Raw genomic sequence first — 19,044 nt, forward strand, 5'->3', positions numbered from 1 at the left:
GAAAGACGCGATCGGTGCCCGCCGAGTGTGCGCCGCCCCGGCGCGTCGGCGCAAACCCCTTTCCCGCACGGCCGGACGCGGCCGGCCGTCCGCCTCCCGGCGCACGGCCCGGGCTACCTGGGCGCCTTGCGGGCCGCGCGCAGGAACTCGCGGTTCATCGCCGCGATCGACGGCAACGGGATGCCCTTCGGGCAGGCCACCGCGCACTCGCCGGTGTTGGTGCAGCCGCCGAAGCCCTCCGCGTCCATCTGCCCCACCATGTCCAGCACCCGGCTCTCCCGCTCCGGCGCGCCCTGCGGCAGCACGTTCAGGTGCACCACCTTCGCCGCCGTGAACAGCATCGCCGACCCGTTCGGGCAGGCCGCCACGCACGCCCCGCAGCCGATGCACTCGGCGTGCTCGAACGCGGTGTCGGCGGCGGGCTTGGGCACCGGGGTGGCATGGGCCTCGGGGGCGCTTCCGGTGGGCACGGTGACGTAGCCGCCGGCACCGATGATCCGGTCGAACGCCGAGCGGTCGACGACCAGGTCCCGGACGACCGGGAAGGCCGCGGCGCGCCACGGCTCGACGTCGATGGCGTCGCCGTCCGCGAAGTGCCGCATGTGCAACTGGCAGGTGGTGGTGCGCTCCGGCCCGTGCGCCCGGCCGTTGATCACCATGCCGCACGCGCCGCAGATGCCCTCCCGGCAGTCGTGGTCGAAGGCCACCGGGTCCTCGCCTCGCGTGATCAGCCCCTCGTTGAGGGTGTCGAGCATCTCAAGGAACGACATCTCGGGCGCGATGCCGTCGACCTCGTACGTGGTCATGGCGCCGTCGGCGTCCGGACCGGGCTGGCGCCAGACGCGCAGGGTGAACCTCATGCGTAACTCCGCTGGGTGGGGTGGACGTACTCGAAGACCAGGTCCTCCTTGTGCAGGACGGGCGCGGTGCCCTCGCCGGTGAACTCCCACGCGGCGACGTAGCCGAACTCCTCGTCCCTGCGGGCCGCTTCCCCCTCGGGCGTGCGGCTCTCCTCGCGGAAGTGGCCGCCGCACGACTCGGTGCGGTGCAGCGCGTCCAGGCACATCAGCTCGGCCAGCTCCAGGTGGTCGACGATCCGGTTGGCCTTCTCCAGTTGCTGGTTGAGCCGCTCGCCGGTGCCGGGGACCTTGACCCGCCGCCAGAACTCCTCGCGCAGCGACGGGATGCGCTCCAGCGCCTCGCGCAGTCCGGCGTCGTCACGGGCCATCCCGCAGTGGTTCCACAGCAGTCGGCCGAGTTCCCGGTGGAACGACTCGGGGGTGCGGTCGCCGTCGACCGCGAGCAGCCGGTCCAGCCGCTCGGTCACCCCCGTGACCGCCTCGGTGGCGGCCGGGTGCGCCGGGTCGGGCTCGTCGCGCGGCTGCCGGGCGAGATAGTCGTTGATGGTGCACGGCAGCACGAAGTAGCCGTCGGCCAGGCCCTGCATGAGCGCGGAGGCGCCCAGCCGGTTGGCGCCGTGGTCGGAGAAGTTGGCCTCCCCGATGGCGAACAGCCCGGGGACCGTGGTGCGCAGGTCGTAGTCGACCCACAGCCCGCCCATCGTGTAGTGGATCGCCGGATAGATGCGCATCGGCACCCGGTACGGGTCCTCGGCCGTGATCCGCTCGTACATCTCGAAGAGGTTTCCGTACTTCTCCGCCACCTTCTCCCGGCCCATCCGCGCGATGGCGTCGGCGAAGTCCAGGTAGACGCCCTGCCCGCCGGGGCCGACGCCGCGTCCCTCGTCGCAGACGTTCTTGGCCGCGCGGGAGGCGATGTCACGCGGCACGAGGTTGCCGAACGCCGGGTAGATCCGCTCCAGGTAGTAGTCGCGCTCCGCCTGGGGGATCTCGTTGGGCGGACGCCGGTCACCCTTGGCCATCGGCACCCAGATGCGGCCGTCGTTGCGCAGCGACTCGCTCATCAGCGTCAGCTTCGACTGGTGGTCGCCGGAGCGCGGGATGCAGGTGGGGTGGATCTGGGTGAAGCAGGGGTTGGCGAAGTAGGCGCCGCGCCGGTGCGCCCGCCAGATCGCGGTGGCGTTGGAGTTCTTGGCGTTGGTCGACAGGTGGAAGACGTTGCCGTAGCCGCCGGTCGCCAGCACCACGGCGTCCGCGAGGTGGGTGCTGATCCGGCCGGTGACCAGGTCGCGGGCGACGATGCCACGGGCTCGCCCGTCGATCACGATCAGGTCCAGCATCTCGGTGCGCGGGTGCATCTCGACGGCGCCGGCCGCGATCTGCCGGGACAGCGCCTGGTAGGCGCCGAGCAGCAGTTGCTGCCCGGTCTGGCCGCGCGCGTAGAAGGTCCGGGAGACCTGCACGCCGCCGAACGAGCGGGTCTCCAGCAGGCCGCCGTACTCCCGGGCGAACGGCACGCCCTGCGCCACGCACTGGTCGATGATCTGCACGGACACCTCCGCCAGCCGGTGCACGTTGGACTCGCGGGCGCGGAAGTCGCCGCCCTTGACGGTGTCGTAGAACAGGCGGTGCACCGAGTCGCCGTCGTTGCGGTAGTTCTTCGCCGCGTTGATGCCGCCCTGCGCGGCGATCGAGTGCGCCCGGCGCGGAGAGTCCTGGTAGCAGAACTGCGTGACGCGGTAGCCCTGTTCGGCCAGCGTCGCCCCCGCCGCGCCGCCCGCCAGCCCTGTGCCGACGACGATGACCGTGTGGGCGCGGCGGTTGGCCGGGTTGACCAGCTGCGCGGTGAAGCGGCGGCGGTTCCAGCGTTCCTCGATCGGGCCTTCGGGCGCCCGGGTGTCGGCGATCGGGTCGCCGACCGCGTAGTTGGTGTACGGCGTCATGTCAGTTCAGCACTCCGGTCATCACCGATACGGGCACCGCGACGAACCCCGCGGTCAGGACGAGGGCGAGCGCGTTCCCTGCGATCCGGAACGCCCGGTCGCCGCGCCGGGTGACGGCGCCCAGGGTCTGCGCCGCGCTCCGGAAGCCGTGGCGGATGTGCAGGCCGAGGGCGAGCATCGCCACGAGGTAGACGACGTTCGCGTACCAGTTGCGGAAGTCGGCGACCACGTTCTCGTACGGGTGCCCCGGCTCCGCACGCGGGTTCACCGTCAGCGTCGTCAGGTCCAGGATGTGCCAGACGACGAACAGCGCCAGGATGATGCCGCCCCAGCGCATGGTGCGCGTCGCGTAGCCGGCGCCCGGTCGCCGGTGGACGTAGGGAGTGGGGCGGGCGGCCAGGTCGCGGCGGCTGAGCTGCCACGCCGAGACCACGTGCCCCACCACCGAGGCCACGAGCCCCACCCGCATGATCCACAGGAACCAGCCGTGGTGCAGCGCCGGTTCGCCGATGGTGCGCAGCCAGCCCGCGTAGGCGTTGTAGTCGCCCGCGCCGAAGAAGATCTTCAGGTTGCCCAGCATGTGCGCGACGAGGAAGAGCAGCATGACCACACCGGTGACGGCCATCACCGTCTTCTTGCCGATCGTGGACCGCCACAGGGTCGCCAGGGTGGACGGTCGCGGTACCGCCCGAGTCGCCAGTGCCATACCGGCGACGGTAGGACGGCACGGCCGCATCGGTCCAAGACATGATGTGGCTGGTTTCAATAGGCTGAGGCTATCGTCGCCCTACGATGGCGGCGTGCAGCTGCATCAACTCCACTACTTCGTCACCGTCGCCGAGACCCGCCACTTCACCCGGGCCGCCGCCCGGGCGCACGTCGCCCAGCCGTCGCTGTCCCAGCAGATCCGCGCACTCGAACGGGAGCTGGGCGCCGAGCTGTTCCACCGCGCCCGGGGCCACATCGCGCTCACCGACGCCGGTGAGGCGCTGCTGCCACTGGCCCGGCGCATCCTCGCCGACACCGAGACCGCCCGCCGCGAGGTGCAGGAGGTCGTACAGCTGCGGCGCGGCCGGGTCCGGCTGGGCGCCACCCCGAGCCTGTGCGTCGGCCTGGTCCCCGACGTGCTGCGCGCCTTCCACGACCGCTACCCGGGCGTCGAGCTGGTCGTCCACGAGGGCGGCTCGCGCGACCTGGTCCGGGTGCTGGCCGCGGGCGAACTCGACCTCGCCCTGGTCATCACCCCGCTGCCCGGCCAGGGCCCCGCGCTCGCCACCACCGAACTGCTGCGCGAGGAACTGGTGGCGGTCACCTCCCCGGACGCGCCGGCACCGGGCAGCCGGGGGCGGCTGAAGGTGGCCGACCTGCGCGACCAGCCGCTGGTGATGTTCCGGCGCGGCTACGACCTGCGGGAACTGACCACCGCGGTGTGCCGGGCCGCGGGCTTCGACCCGGTCTTCACCGTGGAGGGCGGCGAGATGGACGCGGTCGTGGGCTTCGTGCGCGCCGGGCTCGGACTCGCCGTGCTGCCCGGCATGGCCGCCGTCCGCTCCGGACTGCGCGTCACCCCCTTCGAGGGCCCCGGCCTGCACCGCACCATCTCGCTGGCGCACCGCAAGGACGTCGAACCGCCGCGCGCGGCACGGGAGTTGCGTACCGTGCTCGGCGAGCACCTGGCCGCCGCGAGCCGCGCCGGGGAACTGCCGCCCAGGACCCGGCTGCTGGGGTAGGGTTGCGCACCGGGACGATGCACCAGCGCGTCCCCAGCCATAGGACAGCCGCAGGATCCGGGACCGGTCACCGACGACCGCTCCGGACCGGACCGAGCCGAGGAGGTGAGACAGATTCCCGCTGTGTCAGACCGGGCGCTCCCGTCTCGCCGCCGTCACGCCCGTTCCGTCGCCCCGGCGCGTACGGTCCGTACGGCGTAGCCCGTCGAGGAGTGCCCGCGGGCATCCCGAAAGGCTCCCATGTCGTACCCGTCGTCCCACCCGCCCCACCGCCGCGACCCGGCCCGAACGCCTCCGCCGGCCCCCATGACGCGCGCCGGGGTCGTCACCGCGCTGCGCGCCGCGGGCTGCGTCTTCGCCGAGGACGAGGCAGACCTGCTGATCTCCACCGCCCGCCACCCGGACGAACTCGCCGCGATGGTCGGGCGCCGCGCCGCAGGCCTGCCCGTCGAGCACGTCGTGGGGTGGGCCGAGTTCGCCTCGCTGCGCGTCGCGGTGGGCCCCGGGGTCTTCGTGCCCCGACGCCGCACCGAGTTCCTCCTCCGCCACGCGGCCGCACTGGCCCGGCCCGGCGCGGTCCTGCTCGACCTGTGCTGCGGCTCCGGCGCGCTCGGCGTCGCGCTCGCCACCGCCGTCCCCGGCGCCGAGCTGCACGCGGCGGACGTCGACCCGGCGGCGGTGCGCTGCGCCCGGCGCAACCTGCGACGCGTGGGCGGCCGGGTGTACCGGGGCGACCTGTTCGCGCCGCTGCCCACGGCGCTGCGCGGCCGCGTGGACGTCCTGACCGCCAACGTGCCGTACGTGCCCACCGACGACATCGAGTTGCTGCCCCCGGAGGCCCGCGACCACGAGCCCCGTGTCGCGCTCGACGGCGGCGCGGACGGTCTCGACGTCCTGCGCAGGGTGGCCGCCGAGGCGCCGCGCTGGCTGGCCCCGGGCGGCAGCCTGCTGACCGAGACGAGTGAACGCCAGGCGGAACGCGCGGTGCGGACGGTCGCGGCCGGAGGTCTCGTGCCGCGGGTCGAGCGCGACGACGACCTCGGCGCGACCGTCGTCGTCGCGACCGCGCCCTGAACCGGTGCCCCACGGCATCGTGCCCCGGCGCGCGAGGCGGCGCCGGGGCACGACAGGGGTGGAAGGCCCTCACCGCGACGGGGAGGTAGGCCGGTACGGCTCAGGCCTTCCGGTCCGGATGGCGGCGCGAGCAAGGGCACGCGCCGGCGCCGCGAAAGGCGGCGGGATGGTGGTCGTGGACGAGCGCGGCGGCGAACGGCGCCGCGGGAGAGGTCCGGACGCGCGAGCCGGACGTGCCCGGACCAGGCCGGGTGACGGCTGTCGTGACGGCCGAGGGCGTACGGATGTCGCTTCCCGTACGACCGGCTATGTGCCCCACACCGTTCATGGCGGACTCCCGGGTTGACCGGACGGCTCACCCCGATCCAATCCGCCCCGCGGCGACCGTGCGACGCGGGCGACACGCCGGGGCTCACCCGGACGCCGTACGGCGTGATGCGCCGTGAACGTCGTTTCCACAGGTCGGAGGTGGTGGGCGCGGGGCGGCCAAAGTGCGGAGTGCCCTCACCCGGCCGGGTGAGGGCACTCCGTTCGAGGGACCGCCTCGGCACCTGTCGCCAGGCTCTTGCCGCTAGTCGCTAGTCGCTCTTCGCGTCCTGGTCCGCGGCGTCCGCCGCGCTCTGCGCCGCGTTCACCTTCTGCTGCATCTGCTGGAGCTGGTCCGCGGACGAGCCGGAGGGCGCGCCCGCACTCGGCGACGAGGTGGCGGCGGGCCGCGTACCACCCGGCGCCGCGCCGCTGTCGTGGCCGGAGCAGGCCGTCGTGAACAGGGCCGGGACCGCCAGGGCCGCCGCGACGCCGAGGGACAGCCGACGACGCCGCGTCACGAGCTGACGCCCGCGGAGCCGCTGCCGTCGCCCTGCGTCTGGCACCAGGACCCCACCGACTTCAGGTCGGTCTGCCGCTGCTCCAGGTTGGGCAGCAGCGCCTTGCGGGTGGCCATCCGGTCGCCCAGCAGCTTGGCGACGGCCGTGTCGCCCTTGGCGTCTGCGTTGTCGATGCGCTGCTGGAGCCGGGCGATCGAGCCGGGCGTGCCGACGCCGGCCTCCAGGCGCTTGACCGCCCGGTCCACCCGCCGCTCCAGCGCGGGCACCCGGCGGCACAGCACCTTGGCGCCGTCGCCCCGCGGTGCCTTGGCGGCCGTGGTGACCGTCGAGGACGCGCTGTCGGCGTAGGACGGCGCCGCTCCGGCCGCCAGGGAACCCGTCAGGGCGATGCCCGCCACGGTCGCGGCCATCGCCGTCTTGCGACGCTGCATGGTCTTCACTCCACTTCGTGCGGCCCCGCCACGGGGGCTTGCGATACGGAAGGGAGCGGCCCGCCACCGCCGCTGGGAGGGCTCGGCGGGCCGCGTGGGAGCGACCGTAGGAGCGCTTCTTGTGGTTTCTTTGTGGGCGCCCACCACGCCCCCTGGGCCCGCCCACCCAGGCCCGTACGATCCGTCAGGCCCCTTGCCAACTGCCCGGGGCGCCCGATGTGCCCGGTGCGCCCGGCGTTCGCGGGAGGGAGCCGGTCAGCCAGTCGCGGTGGACCGGCAGGACCACCGTCGGCGTGTCGCTGAGCGGCAGCGTCACCTCGAACCGGGTCCCCGGCGAGCCGTCCGGCCGGTCGGTGATCCGCACCGTGCCGCCGTGCAGGTCGACCTGCTGAGCCACGAGGGTCAGGCCGAGCCCGGTGCCGGGGCTGTCCCCGCCGCGTTCGAAACGGCGGAAGACCCGCTCGCGGGCGGATCGCGGGATGCCCGGGCCGTGGTCGTCCACGGTGAGCACCGCGGCTCCCGGCCGGGCGCGCAGCGCCACCTCGACCACGGCGCCCGGCGTGCCCGGAGCGCGCCCGTGCACCAGCGCGTTCGTCAGCAGGTTGTCGACGACCATCCGCAGCCCCGGCTCCCAGCCGCGGATGCGCGGGCCGGGATCGACGGCGGCCGTCACGCGCGCCGCGGGATGCCTGCGCGCCGCGTCGGCGGCGGACGCGGCGACCAGCTGGCCGAGGTCGACGGGCGTGAAGGCGTCCGCCTCGACCAGGTCGCCCTGCGCCAGCGCCCGCAGCGTCACCAGCAGCCCCAGCAGCCGTTCGTGCTCGCCGCGCAGATCGGTCACCACCTCGGCGCGCTCGGCCGGGTCCAGGTCCGGGTGGGCGGCGAGGATCTCCAGGTTGGTCTGCATGCTCATCAACGGCGTGCGCAACTCGTGCGAGGCCGCGGCGGAGAACGACCTGGCGGTCTCCAGCGCCTCACCCGTGCGTGCCGCCTGCTCGTCGTAGCGGGCGAGCAGCGTCTGGAGCGTCCCGGCCAGTTCGTCGACCTCCGTGACGCGCGAGGGGCGGTGGTCGAGCCGGGCCGCGCTCACCCCCGGGTCCAGGCCACCGGCCCGCCGCCGCAGGCGCCGCAGCGGCAACGTGGCCCGCTCGGCGATCCCCAGCCCCACGAGCGCGGATACCGGCGCGGCGATCAGCGCGACCAGCAGCACCCGCCGCCGCACCGCCTTCACGCCGGCGTCCGTCTGCGACGCGGGGGAGAAGACCCACAGGGTGTCGCCCGCCTGACCGCCGGTGATCGGCAGACTCAAGCCCCGCCAGCTCCTGCCGTCGGCACTGACCGTCACCGGGTTGCGGCCCGCCGCGGCGGGCAGCGGCACACTGTCCGCCGGTTGCGGCCCGCCCTCGGCGGCGATCGAGCCGTCCGCCCCGGACACCACGCGTACGCCCACGTCCAGCGCGGCGCTCAGCAGCTTGCGTTCCCGCGACTGCTCCAGCGCGGGCCGCCCCGCCCGGTCCACCCGCAGCAGACCGCGCGCCACCGGCAGCACCACGGCGGCCCGGTCCCGCAGCCGCGCGTCCTGCCCGGCGTGGATGTCCCGGCTGATCAGCCGCGTCAGCAGCACTCCGGACGCCAGCACCATCAGCGGCACCGTCACGCCCACCGCGATCGCGATCCTGGTCGACAGCTTCACCGGGTCTCCCCGCGCAGCACGAAGCCCACTCCGCGCACGGTCTGTATCAGCCGGGGCCGCCCGTCCGCCTCCAGCTTGCGCCGCAGGTAGCTCACGAACGTGTCCACGGCGTCGGTGCGCACGTCGAAGTCGTACCCCCACACCCGGTCCAGCAGCTGGTCGCGGCTGAGCACCATGCCCGCGTTGCGCGCCAGGACCTCCAGCAGCTCGAACTCCCTGCGGGTCAGGCGCACCGGCACGCCCGCGTAGGTCACCTCCCGCGAGCCGGGGTCGAGCACCAGCTCACCGGCGCGCACCTGGTCGCCGGGGCCGGCGGGCCTGCGCCGCAGCAGCGCCCTCAGGCGCAGTTCGAGCTCCTGCAACGCGAACGGCTTGACCAGGTAGTCGTCGGCCCCCGCCTGAAGCCCCGCGACGCGGTCGGCCACCTCGTCCAGGGCGGAGAGCATCAGCACCGGCACGTCGTCACCGGCGGCCCGCAGCCGCTCGCACACCTCGATGCCGCTGATGCCCGGCATGGACACATCCAGCACCACGACATCGGCGGGCTGGTCCGCCAGCGTCTCCAGCGCGGTCGCGCCGTCGGGGGCCAGGCTGACCGCGTACCCGGCCAGCCGCAGGCCCCGCCCCAGGGAGCGCAGGATCGCGGCGTCGTCGTCCACGACGAGGACCCGGCCCGATCGTTCGGTCATGGGAACGTCTCTCCTGCCTACGCGTGCCGCCGTACGCGCGTCGTGATGCGGGGCGCGCCGGCCGGGGGGCCCGGCGCAGGGGCCGAACCGTACCGGGCCTTCCTGCGAACGCGGTAGCGGCCCCGTCCGGACCACTGCGGTAGCGGGCCGCGACGAGCGCGCCCAGTATCGGGCGCATGGGCGTGCACGCTACCGGGGTCGCCCCGACGGCCCGGACCCGGCTGGTCGCGGGGGCCGCGCTGCTGGTCGCGGGCGCGCTGCTCGCCTCCTGCGGTCTCGGCGGCCCGGCGGACACCCGCGACGCCTTCAGCACCTGGTCGGCGCAGCGCCTGCGCCGCGCGACCGCGGACATCCAAGCGCCGCGCGGCATGTCGTACACGCCGCTGCCCACGCTGGGCAACGCCCGGATCGGGGCGCTGTTCGACCACGACGCGAACGGCGACCACTTCTGCAGCGCCAGCGTCGTGCACAGCCCGGGCAAGGATCTGGTGCTCACCGCGGCGCACTGCATCCACGGCGGCCAGGGCAACGGCTACCGCAAGGACATCGTCTTCGTCCCCAGCTACCGCGACGGCGCCGCGCCCAACGGCGCCTGGCGGGTGCGCGGCCTGGTGGTCGACCCGCGCTGGGCGAAGACCTCCGACCCCGACCTGGACGTCGGCTTCGTCATCCTGCGCCCGCTGCGCGGCAGGCACATCGAGGACGTCCTCGGCGCCAACGCCCTGGGTGTGAACACCCCGTTCGGCCGCCCGGTGCGGCTCACCGGCTACCCGTCGAGCGGCCAGGAGCCGATCTCCTGCGTCAACACCACCATCCGGCAGAGCGCCCGCCAACTGCGCGTCAACTGCGTCGGGTTCCCCGGCGGGACCAGCGGCAGCCCGTGGCTGACCGGATACGACCCGGCGGCGGGCACCGGCACGGTCGTCGGCGTCATCGGCGGCTTCCAGGAGGGCGGCGACACGGCGGACGTGTCGTACAGCCCGTACTTCGGCGCGGACGTACGGAAGTTGTACGAGCGGGCGGTGGCGATGGACGGCGGCGGGGCCAAGCGGTAGGCGGTGGCGGCCGGTTCACCCGTCGAGCCACGCCACGAGCCGGTCCCGCTCCTCGCGCGTCAGCTCCGCCGGCGTCCCCGGCGACCAGCGCGGCTGACGGTCCTTGTCGACGAGCGCGGCCCGCACCCCCTCGGTGAAGTCGTGGGTGGGCGCGACCCGCAGCGCCAGCCGCAGGTCCCGGTCCAGGCATTCCGCCAGGGACGAGGACGCGCCCCGGCGGATCACCTCGAAGGTGAGCACGAGGCTGGAGGGCGCCGCCCGGCGCAGCGCGGCCAGCGTCTCCCGGGCCCACTCGCCGTCCTCCTCTGACCGGGCGGCGTCGTCGAGCCGGTCGAAGACCTCCTCCAGCGTCTGAACCCCGAAGCAGCGGTCGATGGCCTCGTAGTGACCGTGCAGTTCCGACGGCGGTGGCGTCGTGCGGTACCGGGCGAGGACCGCGTCCAGGTCGCGGCCGCCGGACGCGGTCAACTCGCGTTCCAGCGAAGGAAGGTCACCGGAGTCCACGTAGTGGGTGGCCAGGCCGCACTCGACGGCGGCGGCGCCCGAGACGCGTGCCCCGGTCAGGCCGAGGTACGTGCCGACGGCGCCGCGCAGCCGGGGCAGGAAGTATCCCGCGCCGATGTCGGGGAAGAAGCCGATCGCCGTCTCCGGCATCGCCAGCCCGGCGCGTTCCGTCACCACGCGTACCGAGCCGTGCACCGAGATGCCCAGGCCGCCGCCGAGCGCGTAGCCGTCGATCAGCGACACGTACGGCTTGGGGTATCCGGCGACCGCGGCGTCCAGCCCGTACTCGGCGGCGAAGTAGCCGCGTACCGCGTCCGCGTCCCCGCGTAGCGCGGCCTCCCGCACGGCCCTGATGTCGCCGCCGGAGCAGAACGCCTTCGGGGAGGTGCTGCGCACCACCACGGCCCGCACCGACTCGTCGTCCCGCCAGGCCTCCAGGGCGGCCCGCATCCGCTGGACCATCCGCAGGTCGAGCGCGTTGAGGGCGGCGGGCCGGTCCAGCAGGATGGTCGCGACGCCGTCGTGGACGGATGTCTTCACGGGGACGGTCATGCTGCTCCTGCCTGGACGACGCGGACCCGGCGCCGGTGGCCGGAGCGCCGCGGGATCGGACTCCTCCCGCCAGCCTAGGCGCCGGTCCGGGCCTCCCGTCCGGCGGGCCCGCGTCTTTTCCGGGGCCACGTGCGCCCCGGCCGCCCCGGGGAGGCCGGCGTCAGCTCTGGCGCGGCAACCGGTCGCTCCGGGCGCCGGCGTTGTCGAGCGGCTGCTTCGGAGTCTCCCTGCCCTGGAGCGCCTTCGCCACCGCGTTCTGGAGCACGATCTTCATCTGGTCGGTCATCACCACCGGCGTGTAGTCGACCGCCCCCTTGAGCGCTTCGGCCGAGGCCACCCGGACCGCGCCCTCACTGGTGCCGTCGTCCGTCGTCCAGTACGGCTCGTCGAGCGACCCCACGGTCGAGGGGAAGATCGCCACCTTGCGGGCGAACGACTCCTGGTGGCGCCGTCGGCGCTGAGCTTCTCCGCGTAGTTGTCGGCGGGCTGGTGCGACCCGGTTGACGCGCACGTCCGGAGCGTCAGTAACTAATGCGCTTCAGCGGATTACCGCTCAAGCGTATTAGTCAGATCATCGCCAGGCGAATGTCGTGAAGTTGGGACAAGCGTACGGAACCTACCGCCCAGGAGTGAGGTCTGTATGGGTTGCGTCACCAAAAGGCGGTGTGTCGCTGTTGTCGGTAAAGATCCCGTCTTGGTCAAATACCTGATGCTGCCTGGTTCGTTGGGCAGAACCCAAGTCCCCATCGAATGACCTTGGAGGCATCAGCAATGAAGTCCCTCACCTCGTCACTCAGCCGCGCCCTGGGCGTGCTGGCCGGTGGCGCCGCCGCCGTCGTCCTCGCGGCCGGCGGTGCCCAGGCCGCGACCGACCACCACGCGCCCTTCCACGGCCGCGGTGACTGGGGTCACGGCCGCGGTGACTGGGGTCACCGCCACCTGCACCACGGCTACCCGCACCGCTTCCACCACCACCACACCCACCACATCGGCTTCTGGCACCACGTGCGCTGACGATCCGTCCGCGCGGGGCCGGGTGAGGCCGCGCGGTCGCCCTCTCGGGCGCCGCGCGGCCTCACCGTTTTCCGCGCCATGCGGTGCCGACCCGGCGCTCTCAGGCCAGCATTCGCGAGACGGTCACCGCGCGCAGGCCCCGCTGCCGCAGCCCGTCGAGGATGGCGGGCAGCGCGGCGACGGTTCCGGGGTGGCCGAAGTGGAGGCTGACGACCGAGCCGCCCCGCACGTGGCCGAGGACGGTGTCGCGCACGGCGTCCGCGCCGGGGTCGGTGTAGTCGAGTGAGTCCAGGTCGTACGACAACACGTGCGGGTATCCCGCCCGCCGGGCCAGCCGCAGCACGGAAGGCGACGCGTACTGGGCCTGCGACGGCCGGAACCAGCGGCCCACGCCGCCGGTCAACCGCCGCAGCCGCTGCGCGCACTGTTCGATCTCGGCGGCCGCCTGTGAGGCCGGCATGGCGTTGATGTCGCGGTGGTTCTCGGTGTGGTTGCCCAGTTCGTGGCCGCCGTCAAGGACGCGCCGGGCCATCGCCGGGTACGCCTCCAGCCAGCTGCCCACGGCGAGCACGGTCAGGCCGGCGCCCACCCGTTCCGCCTCGGTGAGCAGCGCCTCGGCCTCCTTGGGGTCGCCCTGCCCGTGGAACGTCAGCGCCACCATCGGGCGGCCGGACGGCCCGTGGGCGATCTGGTCCGGCAGGCCCGGCGGCAACGCGGGCAGCGCGGCGGGTTCCGTGCGTGAGCCGGGGGCCGCGGGCGTGTGCGGCGAGGCCGTCGGGTCGGTCGAGGGGGCCGGGCGGGCGGCGGCCCGGACGGCGTGGCCGTCGCCGCAACCGGCGGCCAGCGCGCCACCCGCGGCGGTCCCGGCCGCGGCCCGCAGAACGCTTCGGCGATCGATGGACGTCACCGGGCAACCGTAGGCGGCGAATGTGATGATCTGTTGTATTTGGTACGTCACGGGCGAGCCGGGCGGGCCGGGGGAGCCGGGCGAGCCGGGTCTGTGGCGCGGGCGGGTGCCCGGCCTGCGGCCGCCGGACCGCCGTCCGTTCTCCCGGGCCGGTCGCCCGCCGTCCGTCGCGCGCCGCCGTCCGCTTTTCGGGACACCTCGTCGCGACCATTGTCCGGAAGCACGCTTCTGTCATGGCAGTGTCAGGCGGTACCGTCCGCCCGTGCTGTCACACGCGCGGAGAGCCCGCATCCCCCTACACTCCCTGTCGGTCGTGGCGGTCGTCGTAGCCGCCCTCCTGGCCGTCTTCACTGCCCCGGCCATGGCCCACGGCCGCCCCGCACCGAAGGACACGGGCACCCAGCCCGTCTACTCCTACTCCAGCGCCATCCGGCAGTCCGTCTGGGTCGACACCGGCATCGACGGTGACCGCGACGGCAAGACCGACCGGGTGGCCGCCGACATCATCCGGCCGAGCGAGCTGGCGGCCAAGGGCCAGAAGGTGCCGGTCATCATGGACGCGAGCCCGTACTACTCGTGCTGCGGCCGGGGCAACGAGAACCAGCTCAAGACGTACGACAAGAGCGGGAACCCGGTGCAGTTCCCCCTCTACTACGACAACTACTTCGTCCCGCGCGGCTACGCCGTCGTCCTGGTCGACCTGGCTGGCACCAACCGTTCTGACGGCTGCGTCGACGTCGGCGGCCCCTCCGACGTCACCTCCGCCAAGGCGGTCGTCGACTGGCTCAACGGCAGAGCGAAGGGCTACACGACCAGAACCGGAACGACCGCCGCGCAGGCGAGTTGGGCCAACGGATCGGTCGGCATGATCGGCAAGAGCTGGGACGGCACGATCGCCAACGGGGTCGCGGCCACCGGCGTCGACGGCCTGAAGACCATCGTCGACATCAGCGGCATCAGCTCCTGGTACGACTACTACTTCGCGCAGGGTGCCGCCCTCTACGACGGCGGCCCCGACGAACTCGCCTCCGAGGTGGAGAGCTCCGCGGCGCAGTCCAAGTGCTCCGCCGAGGAACAGGCGTTGCGCGACGGGGCGCCGCGCGACGGCGACTGGACATCGGCCTGGCAGCAGCGCGACTACGTGGCCGACGCCGCCAAGGTCAAGGCGAGCGTCTTCGTCGCGCAGGGACTCGAGGACCTCAACGTCCGCACCAAGAACTTCGGCCAGTGGTGGGACGCGCTCGCGGCGCACGGCGTGCAGCGCAAGATCTGGCTGTCGCAGACCGGTCACGTCGACCCCTTCGACTACCGCCGCAGCGCCTGGGTCGACACCCTGCACCAGTGGTTCGACCACTACCTGATGGGCGTCGACAACGGCATCCAGAACCAGCCCATGGCCGACATCGAACGCACCCCGGACCACTGGACCACCGACGCGGTGTGGCCCCCGTCCGGCACCGCGACGACCCCGCTCAGCCTCGACCCCGGGACGACCAACGGACTGGGCGGGCTGAGCACCACGCCGCCCGCCTCCGGCAGCAGCGAGAAGTACACCGACAACCCGAAGCAGAGCGAGGACGACTGGTCTTCGCAGGTCGACCAGGCCACCTCGGACAAGGTCGCCTTCACCACCGGGCCGCTCAAGCAGGACCTGCGGCTGTCCGGCAGCGGAACGGTCACGCTCACCGCGACGTCCTCCACCACCAGCGCCCATCTGTCGGCCGTCCTGGTGGACCTCGGCCCGGCCACCATCCGCAACTACGAGGACGACGGCGAGGGCATCACCACCCTGACCACCCGCTCCTGCTGGGGTGACAGCACACCGGGCGACAGCGCCTGCTTCCTGGACACCGCGGCCGACACCGAGAACGTCGACTACACCGTCTTCAGCCGCGGTTGGGCCGACCTCGGGCACTACGCCTCGCTGGACAAGGGCGTCTCGCTCACCCCGGGCAAGCCGTACACCATCACCGTGCAGCTGGCCGCCAGCGACCACGTCGTCCCGGCCGGGCACCGGCTCGCCCTGATCGTCGCGGGCACCGACAACGGGCTCATCGTCGCCCCGCCGTCGACCCCGGCCATCACGCTGGATCTGTCGGCGTCGCACGCGAACCTGCCGCTGGTCGGCGGCGTCTCCCAGCTGCGCCGCGCCCTGGGCTCCGGTCACGCCGGGCACCCGGCGGGCGCCCCGCTCACCGGGCTGACCGGCTCGGCCGCGGGCGCGCTTCCGGCCGGTCAGGCGGTCCGCCTGCGCTGACCTCCTGCGCACGGCCCGACGGCCCGCGCCTTCGCCACGGCTGACGCCTGGTGGGGCGCGGGCCGTCCGCCTGCTGCCCGTGTCCGTGCCGACCGCGTGCTGCCCCTCGTACGCCCGGCGTCCTGCCGCCTTGTTCCGGCAGGCCCTCTCCCGTCGCCGTGACGTTCGTCACCGCCGCGGCGGCCGGGGCGCGAGTACCCTGCACGCATGCTCCTGCTCGTGCGCCGTCGACACGTGGACTTCGTCCGCGTCACGAGCATGTCCTGTCGCCGCAGCGGCTGACCTCGACTCCCTCACCCACCACCGGCACCGCGGCCGCGCCCCACCCGGCGCCCGCGCGCGGCGCGCCCGGCCACCGCCGGGCCCGGCCGGGACCTCACCCTGCGGGACACCACCCATGACACACGACCACCAGCTCCCCGTCATCGACCTGTCCGCCGCCGACCGCGGACCGCAAGGCCGGGCACGGCTCCACGCCCAACTGCACACCGCCGCCCACGAGGTGGGCTTCTTCCAGCTCACCGGCCACGGCGTGAGCGCGGAGCGCACCGCCGACCTGACCCGGACCATGCGCGAGTTCTTCGCCCTGCCCGAGGCCGACCGCCTGGCCGTCTCCACCCTCGACTCACCGCACTTCCGCGGCTACACCCGGGTCGGTGACGAGCGCACCGGCGGCAGCCGCGACTGGCGCGACCAGATCGACATCGGCGCCGAACGCCCCGCCCGCGTCCCCGGCCCGGACGAGCCCGCGTACTGGTGGCTGGAGGGGCCCAACCAGTGGCCCGCCGCCCTGCCGCGGCTGCGCGGCGTCGCCCTCGGCTGGATCGAAGAGCTGAGCGCGGTCGCCGACCGGCTGCTGCGCGAACTGCTCACGGCCATCGGCGCACCCGCCGACTTCTACGCGGACGCCTTCGCGGGCAACCCCCACCTGCACCTGAAGCTGGTGCGCTACCCCGGCAGCGCGCCGGACGGCGCCGACCAGGGCGTCGGTGCCCACAAGGACTACGGATTCCTGACGCTGCTGCTCCAGGACGAGGTCGGCGGGCTCCAAGTGGAGCGCGGCGACGGGCGGTTCCACGACGTACCGCCGCTGCCGGGCGCGTTCGTGGTCAACCTCGGCGAACTCCTCGAAGTCGCCACGGACGGCTACCTGAAGGCGACCAACCACCGCGTCGTCAGCCCGCCCGGCGCCCGGGAGCGCTTCTCCGTGCCGTTCTTCTACAACCCCCGGCTGGACGCCCGTATCGAGAAGGTGCCGTTCCCGTACGCGGACCGCGCGCCCGGTGCGACGCGCGACCCGGCCAACCCGTTGTTCGCCGAGTACGGCCGCAACGAGCTGAAGGGCTGGCTGCGCGCGCACCCGCAGGTCGCCCGCCGCCACCACGCGGCCCTGCTGGAACCCGCCGCCGCGTAGCCGCCACCGCTCGTCGCCGCCGGGCCCCTCGTGAACGCAGCCGCCGACCGGCACTCGCGCCGGAGCCCGGAATGGGGGATGTTGGAGATCACCGTCTCGGGCAGCCCCTCGGGCCCGCCGGAGCGAACAGGCCGACACAGGTGAGGTAGCGATGAGCAGCGAGCAGGACGCCACGGTGGGCGCGACGACCCTTGAGGAGCTGTACCGGGACCTGCACGCCCACCCGGAGCTGTCCTTCCGCGAGAGCCGCACGGCCGGCATCGCCGCCGACCGCGCCGAGGCCGCCGGTTTCGAGGTGATCCGGGGCGTCGGCCGCACCGGCGTCGTCGCCGTCCTGCGCAACGGCGAAGGCCCGACGGTGCTGCTGCGCGCCGACATGGACGCGTTGCCGGTGCGCGAGGACACCGGCCTGCCGTACGCCAGCCAGGTCACCGGCACCGACGAGAACGGCCACGAGGTCCCGGTGATGCACGCCTGCGGCCACGACGTGCACGTCACCTGTCTCATCGGCGCCGCCGAACGGCTCGCGGCGGACCGCGCCGAGTGGTCCGGCACGCTGATCGCGCTCTTCCAGCCCGCCGAGGAGATCGGCGGCGGCGCGCGGGCCATGGTGGACGACGGCCTGTTCGAGCGGGTCGGCAAGCCCGACGTGGTCCTCGGCCAGCACGTCGCCCCGATGCCCGCGGGCTGGGTCGGCGCCCACCCGGGTCCGGCGTTCGCGGCGGCGGACGCGCTGCGGGTGCGGATGTTCGGCCGCGGCGGGCACGGATCGCGTCCGGAGACCACCATCGACCCGGTGGTGATGGCCGCGGCGACCGTGCTGCGGTTGCAGACGGTGGTCGCCCGCGAGGTCGCCGGGGCCGACACCGCGGTGCTCACGGTCGGCTCGCTGCGTGCCGGGACCAAGGAGAACGTCATCCCGGACGACGCCGAACTCGGCCTGAGCATCCGCTCCTACACCGCGCCGGTGCGCGAGCGGGTGCTGGAGGCCGTGCGCCGGATCGTGCACGCCGAGGCCGCCGCGTCCGGCGCGGTGAAGGACCCGGAGATCACCGTCGTCGACTCCTTCCCGGTGCTGGTCAACGACCCGGAGACGACCGATCGCACGATGAACGCCTTCCGCACCGAGTTCGGCGACGCGCAGGTGGTCGCCCCCGGACCGGTCAGCGGCAGCGAGGACGTCGGCGTGCTGGCCACGGCGGCGGGCGCCCCGCTGTGCTACTGGCTGCTGGGCGGCGCGGACCCGGCCGCCTTCGCCGCCGCGGCGAACGGCGGCACCGCCGACAGCGAGGTGCCGTCGAACCACTCCCCGAAGTTCGCCCCCGTCATCGAACCGACGCTGTCGACAGGCGTACGGGCGCTGGTCACCGCGGCCCGCACCTGGCTGGCCTGAGTCGGAAGCCGCGCCGCTGACGTCCGACGGCGGGCTCAGGTCGCGGAGCCCGCCGCGGCCCCCGTGAGGAGGTCGGCGCCCCAGCGCTCCACGGACTCCGTCAGGTCAAGCGGCCGCACCCCGCCGCCGCCCTCGGCCGACGGCCAGTCCTCGCGCGGCACCCGCCACATCACCTCGAACTCGTTGCCGTCGGGGTCCTTGGCGTAGAACGACTTGGAGACCGCGTGGTCGGTGGCGCCGACCAGCGCCCCGCGCTCCCTCAACTCCCGCCCGATCGCGGTGAGTTCGCCGAGTGTGCCGACCTCCCAGGCAAGGTGGTACAGACCGACCGCGCCTTGCCGCGGGCCCGGCGCGTCGTCGCCCACCGCGAACAGGCCGAGGTCGTGGTCGTTGAGGGTGCCGGGCGCCCTGAGGAAGGCGGCACGGCCCGGGATCTCCTGGGCCACCTCGAAGCCGAGCACCTCGGTGTAGAACCCGACGGCGCGCCGGACGTCGCGGATGTAGAGCACCGCGTGGTTGAGCCTGCGTACGGGCATGGCGTCCTCCTCCTCGCTGGGGACGGGCCGGGTCCGGCCTGATCCCTCCGTCCCCCGTGTGCGGTGGTCCCGCCACTCCACCGTACACCCGAAGCTTGAAAGTTCAAGATTCGCCCCGAGGTGGTGCCATGCCGTCCGGCCCGCGCCGCTCGCGGCCCGCCGCGC

At 73.8% G+C, this 19,044-nt stretch carries 17 protein-coding genes and 1 pseudogene; 7 read left to right on the top strand and 11 right to left on the bottom strand.

Features of this window, described 5'->3' with window-relative positions; translation table 11 throughout:
* Positions 1-113: 113 nt before the first annotated feature.
* The 3 genes from CK485_RS24410 to CK485_RS24420 are packed head-to-tail and all read right to left on the bottom strand — an operon-like array spanning position 114 to position 3,509.
* Complete coding sequence (locus CK485_RS24410) at positions 114-860, bottom strand: succinate dehydrogenase/fumarate reductase iron-sulfur subunit (RefSeq protein ID WP_109453984.1); 747 nt, start codon at positions 858-860, stop codon at positions 114-116.
* A complete protein-coding gene (locus tag CK485_RS24415) occupies positions 857-2,803 on the bottom strand; it encodes a fumarate reductase/succinate dehydrogenase flavoprotein subunit (protein WP_109453985.1) in 1,947 nt (648 codons plus the stop codon). The genes CK485_RS24410 and CK485_RS24415 overlap by 4 nt, the downstream gene beginning before the upstream one ends.
* Before the next feature lies 1 nt (position 2,804).
* Positions 2,805-3,509, bottom strand: coding sequence for a succinate dehydrogenase cytochrome b subunit (locus CK485_RS24420; RefSeq protein WP_109453986.1), 705 nt, complete (start codon positions 3,507-3,509; stop codon positions 2,805-2,807).
* Between the two features lie 94 nt (positions 3,510-3,603).
* Here CK485_RS24420 and CK485_RS24425 point away from each other — a divergent pair, with 94 nt between their 5' ends.
* Both CK485_RS24425 and CK485_RS24430 read left to right on the top strand, forming a co-directional pair.
* Positions 3,604-4,533 carry a LysR substrate-binding domain-containing protein gene (locus CK485_RS24425; RefSeq protein ID WP_109453987.1) on the top strand — a complete coding sequence of 310 codons (930 nt, stop codon included), beginning with the start codon at positions 3,604-3,606 and terminating at the stop codon, positions 4,531-4,533.
* Between the two features lie 306 nt (positions 4,534-4,839).
* Positions 4,840-5,607 (top strand): putative protein N(5)-glutamine methyltransferase, encoded by a 768-nt coding sequence (locus tag CK485_RS24430; RefSeq protein WP_109453988.1) that lies wholly within the window; start codon positions 4,840-4,842, stop codon positions 5,605-5,607.
* Between the two features lie 578 nt (positions 5,608-6,185).
* Here CK485_RS24430 and CK485_RS24435 read toward each other — a convergent pair.
* The 4 genes from CK485_RS24435 to CK485_RS24450 form a co-directional block, all read right to left on the bottom strand.
* A complete protein-coding gene (locus CK485_RS24435; protein WP_109453989.1) occupies positions 6,186-6,434 on the bottom strand; it encodes a hypothetical protein in 249 nt (82 codons plus the stop codon).
* On the bottom strand, positions 6,431-6,865 hold the full coding sequence (locus tag CK485_RS24440) for a hypothetical protein (RefSeq protein ID WP_241968565.1): 435 nt from the start codon (positions 6,863-6,865) through the stop codon (positions 6,431-6,433). The genes CK485_RS24435 and CK485_RS24440 overlap by 4 nt, the downstream gene beginning before the upstream one ends.
* 184 nt (positions 6,866-7,049) lie before the next feature.
* On the bottom strand, positions 7,050-8,558 hold the full coding sequence (locus tag CK485_RS24445) for a HAMP domain-containing sensor histidine kinase (protein ID WP_109453990.1): 1,509 nt from the start codon (positions 8,556-8,558) through the stop codon (positions 7,050-7,052).
* Entirely contained in the window at positions 8,555-9,247 is a 693-nt protein-coding gene (locus CK485_RS24450) for a response regulator transcription factor (protein WP_109453991.1), read from the bottom strand. Before CK485_RS24450 ends, CK485_RS24445 begins: the two co-directional genes overlap by 4 nt.
* Positions 9,248-9,423: 176 nt before the next feature.
* Here CK485_RS24450 and CK485_RS24455 point away from each other — a divergent pair, with 176 nt between their 5' ends.
* Positions 9,424-10,302 carry a trypsin-like serine protease gene (locus CK485_RS24455; RefSeq protein ID WP_241968566.1) on the top strand — a complete coding sequence of 293 codons (879 nt, stop codon included), beginning with the start codon at positions 9,424-9,426 and terminating at the stop codon, positions 10,300-10,302.
* 15 nt (positions 10,303-10,317) lie between these two features.
* Here the strand turns inward: CK485_RS24455 and CK485_RS24460 are convergent, their stop codons facing one another.
* Positions 10,318-11,358 (bottom strand): enoyl-CoA hydratase/isomerase family protein, encoded by a 1,041-nt coding sequence (locus CK485_RS24460; protein WP_109453992.1) that lies wholly within the window; start codon positions 11,356-11,358, stop codon positions 10,318-10,320.
* 160 nt (positions 11,359-11,518) lie between these two features.
* Positions 11,519-11,803 (bottom strand): annotated as a pseudogene (locus tag CK485_RS24465) (sugar ABC transporter substrate-binding protein); the annotation flags it as partial.
* 326 nt (positions 11,804-12,129) lie between these two features.
* On the opposite strand from CK485_RS24465, the gene CK485_RS24470 reads away from it, so the two are divergent.
* The gene (locus tag CK485_RS24470; protein ID WP_146214580.1) at positions 12,130-12,372 is read left to right on the top strand and encodes a hypothetical protein; all 243 of its coding nucleotides are present in this window, start codon (positions 12,130-12,132) and stop codon (positions 12,370-12,372) included.
* Between the two features lie 100 nt (positions 12,373-12,472).
* On the opposite strand, the gene CK485_RS24475 is transcribed toward CK485_RS24470, so the two are convergent.
* Positions 12,473-13,279, bottom strand: a complete 807-nt coding sequence (locus CK485_RS24475) for a polysaccharide deacetylase family protein (RefSeq protein ID WP_109453995.1) — start codon at positions 13,277-13,279, stop codon at positions 12,473-12,475.
* Between the two features lie 304 nt (positions 13,280-13,583).
* On the opposite strand from CK485_RS24475, the gene CK485_RS24480 reads away from it, so the two are divergent.
* The 3 genes from CK485_RS24480 to CK485_RS24490 all read left to right on the top strand — a co-directional run bounded on the left by CK485_RS24480 (position 13,584) and on the right by CK485_RS24490 (position 18,343).
* Complete coding sequence (locus CK485_RS24480) at positions 13,584-15,536, top strand: Xaa-Pro dipeptidyl-peptidase (RefSeq protein ID WP_275124679.1); 1,953 nt, start codon at positions 13,584-13,586, stop codon at positions 15,534-15,536.
* Between the two features lie 397 nt (positions 15,537-15,933).
* On the top strand, positions 15,934-16,950 hold the full coding sequence (locus CK485_RS24485) for a 2-oxoglutarate and iron-dependent oxygenase domain-containing protein (RefSeq protein WP_109453997.1): 1,017 nt from the start codon (positions 15,934-15,936) through the stop codon (positions 16,948-16,950).
* 151 nt (positions 16,951-17,101) lie between these two features.
* Complete coding sequence (locus tag CK485_RS24490) at positions 17,102-18,343, top strand: amidohydrolase (RefSeq protein ID WP_109453998.1); 1,242 nt, start codon at positions 17,102-17,104, stop codon at positions 18,341-18,343.
* Between the two features lie 35 nt (positions 18,344-18,378).
* Here the strand turns inward: CK485_RS24490 and CK485_RS24495 are convergent, their stop codons facing one another.
* Positions 18,379-18,879, bottom strand: a complete 501-nt coding sequence (locus tag CK485_RS24495) for a VOC family protein (RefSeq protein ID WP_109453999.1) — start codon at positions 18,877-18,879, stop codon at positions 18,379-18,381.
* Positions 18,880-19,044: the final 165 nt, after the last annotated feature.

The sequence above is a fragment of the Streptomyces sp. ICBB 8177 genome, from assembly GCF_003144095.1.
Classification (GTDB): domain Bacteria; phylum Actinomycetota; class Actinomycetes; order Streptomycetales; family Streptomycetaceae; genus Streptantibioticus_D.